This is a genomic window from Dietzia sp. SLG310A2-38A2 (assembly GCF_014145095.1).
Lineage (GTDB): Bacteria > Actinomycetota > Actinomycetes > Mycobacteriales > Mycobacteriaceae > Dietzia.
This window is the reverse complement of the sequence record NZ_JAALDX010000214.1, coordinates 2,648-5,387: the sequence shown is the minus strand read 5'-3', so window position 1 is coordinate 5,387 and position 2,740 is coordinate 2,648. Positions and strand designations below refer to the sequence as shown.

Sequence of the window (2,740 nt, the reverse complement as noted above, 5' to 3'; positions counted from 1 at the left end):
GGCCCGGTCCGCCCCACCCCTGGTTCGGCTGGACGTGCCCGTACTGGCCGGGCTGCGCGGGACCGTACTGCCCGGGCTGCGCGGGACCGTACTGGCTCTGCCCGGCTGGTCGCTGACCGTATCCACCCGGACCCGCGCCCGGACCCGAGGCCCACTCGTCGCCGGGCCGGGGACCGCCTGTGCCCCGATCGTTCTCGTTCTCCATACCCGCCATGGTTCCTCACCGCGCTGTGTGCCCGCTGAGACGACAGGAATCCCCCGGGGTCAGTTCGGGGGGAGCTCGCAACCGGGGATGGTCATCCGCACCTCGGTGCCTCCGCCGTCCGCGTCATGGATCTCCACAGTCCCTCCGTGGCGGGTGACCACCTGGCGGACGATCGCCAACCCGAGCCCCGAACCCGGCATCGCACGTGCCTCCCGCGAGCGGTGGAATCGTTCGAAGACCAGTTGCCTGTCCTCTTCCGGGATACCCGGCCCCTGGTCGGCGACGGTCAGTTCCACGACCGACTCCGACACCGGATTCATCCGGACCGTCACCGTGCCTCCGGTGGGGCTCCACTTGGCCGCGTTGTCGCAGATGTTCAGCACCGCACGCTCGATTCCCGCGTTGTCGCCGAACGAGTACCAGGGCGCCAGATCCACGTCGAACCGCACGTCATGGCGGCGCCGACGGACGCGCTCGAGGGCCCGCTCGACCGCCTCGGACACCGCGACCGGTTCCAGCTCGACCTCGCCGGAATCCTCTCGGGCGAGCTCGACCAGGTCCCCGACCAACTGGGTGAGCTCGGAGATCTGACCGATCACATCGACCTCGAGCGCCCCCCTGTCCGCGGCCGGGATGGTCGGAGCCCCAGGCCTGCTCGCGGCAATCAGCAGCTCCACGTTGGTACGCAGACTGGTCAGGGGTGTCTTGAGCTCGTGCCCGGCGTCGGCCACGAGCCGCGATTGTCGATCCCTGCTCTCCCCCAGCGCGACGAGCATCTGATTGAAACTGGCGGTGAGCCGGGCGATCTCGTCGTCACCCGCCACCGGGATTGGCCGCAGGTCATCGGTCCTGGCGATCCGCTCCACCGCCCTGGTCAACCGGGCGACCGGCGCCAGACCCGTGCGCCCCACCGCCGTCCCGGCCACCGCCGCCAGCGCGATACCGGCCGCACCCACCAAGGTCAGGACGATCGCCAGGCGGTTCAGTGCCGCTCTGGTGGGGCTCAGGTCCTGCGCCAGGATGAGTGTCGATCCGTCGCGGACCCCCACGGCGTAGATCTGCTTACCCCCGGCCGTCCGCAGACTCGACTCGGCCTCGCCGCGCACCACGGCGATCTCGGGTCCGCCGATCTGGAAGGGCTCGCCGGTGGCCGTCCGCACACCGGAGGGCGCGACGATCTGCGCGTCCAGATTGGGATTGAAGGCCCGCAACGCGATGAGCGTGCTGCGGGACTGGAGCGCGAACTCCGAGGCGAGTTGGCTGTTGACCAGTTGATCGGCCTGTTGCTGGAGCCGGTTGTTGACCTCGCTGTACATCGACCCGGACACGACGAAGTACGCCGCGACGGCCATCAACGCCACCGCGACGCCCACCGAGCTCGCCGCCAACAGGGTGACCCGCTGGTGCAGGGAGATCGGTGTGGAGCCCCACCCCACCGTGCGGGCTCGCACTACGGCGTCTCGCGCAACACGTATCCCACGCCACGCACGGTGTGGATCAGACGACTCTCGCCGTCGCCCTCGGTCTTACGTCGGAGGTACCCGATGTACACCTCGAGCGCGTTGCCCGATGTGGGGAAGTCGTAACCCCACACCTCCTCGAGGATGTGACTCCGGGTGAGGACACGACGGGGATGGTGCAGGAGCAACTCGAGGAGGGAGAACTCGGTCCGGGTCAACTGGATGCGGCGTTCACCCCGGTTGACCTCGCGGGTCGCCAGGTCCATCCGCAGGTCCTCGAACTCCAACACCTCGTCCACGTCCTCGGCCTCCGGACCGCGTCGGCGAAGCAACGCCCGTAGCCGGGCCAACAACTCCTCCAACGCGAAGGGCTTGGGCAGGTAGTCGTCGGCGCCCGCGTCCAGGCCCGCCACCCGCTCCGACACCGCGTCCCGGGCGGTCAGCATGAGCACCGGGAGATCATCCCCCCGACTCCGCAGTATCCGGCACACCTCGAGGCCGTCGCGGCGGGGCATCATCACGTCGAGGATCACCGCGTCCGGGCGGTTCGCGTCGAGGCGCTCGACCGCCTCGACCCCGTCCCCCGCGAGTTCCACCGAATAACCGTTGAACGTGAGGGAGCGGCGCAGGGATTCACGCACGGCCTGGTCGTCGTCCACAACGAGGATCTTCATACGGAAGAGTCTCTCCCACACGCCTGAAACACGGCTGAGGAAACCCGCGACTGATCGCGACCCCGCGCCACACCCTTCGACGCCGACGAGCCCGGCGGGTCCGAGGGGACCCGCCGGGCTCGTGACCGGGCGTGTGCGTGCGACGTGTGGGCGCCGCCGGGCTCAGTAGTCTCGACGCTCAGTCAACCGACAGTCAGCGGTCGAGAGTCAGCGGTCGAGGTCGACGAGGCCGAGCTTGGCGGCCTTGACCAGGCGACGCGGCAGCACCACGGCGCGGCCGTCGATCTTGGTCTCCTGGAGGGCCGGGTTCTCGGCCTTCCACTGCGAGCGGCGGGAATGGGTGTTGGCGCGCGAGAGGCGACGCTTCGGAACTGCCATGACTATTACGTCCTCTTCGGTCT

At 69.2% G+C, this 2,740-nt stretch carries 3 protein-coding genes and 1 pseudogene; all 4 read right to left on the bottom strand.

Annotated features, from left to right (window positions below; genetic code table 11):
* A pseudogene (locus tag G6027_RS18410) lies at positions 1-205 on the bottom strand (serine protease); the annotation flags it as partial.
* Between the two features lie 59 nt (positions 206-264).
* On the bottom strand, positions 265-1,656 hold the full coding sequence (locus G6027_RS08120) for an ATP-binding protein (protein ID WP_182636727.1): 1,392 nt from the start codon (positions 1,654-1,656) through the stop codon (positions 265-267).
* Positions 1,656-2,339, bottom strand: coding sequence for a response regulator transcription factor (locus G6027_RS08115; protein WP_182617164.1), 684 nt, complete (start codon positions 2,337-2,339; stop codon positions 1,656-1,658). Before G6027_RS08115 ends, G6027_RS08120 begins: the two co-directional genes overlap by 1 nt.
* A 207-nt stretch (positions 2,340-2,546) precedes the next feature.
* Positions 2,547-2,717, bottom strand: coding sequence for a 50S ribosomal protein L32 (gene rpmF, locus G6027_RS08110; RefSeq protein WP_179525844.1), 171 nt, complete (start codon positions 2,715-2,717; stop codon positions 2,547-2,549).
* Positions 2,718-2,740 lie beyond the last annotated feature (23 nt).

Coding starts and splice junctions, on each gene's coding strand:
- G6027_RS08115 (WP_182617164.1), bottom strand. CDS start 2,339: ATGAAGATCCTCGTTGTGGACGACGACCAGGCCGTGCGTGAATCCCTG.
- rpmF (WP_179525844.1), bottom strand. CDS start 2,717: ATGGCAGTTCCGAAGCGTCGCCTCTCGCGCGCCAACACCCATTCCCGC.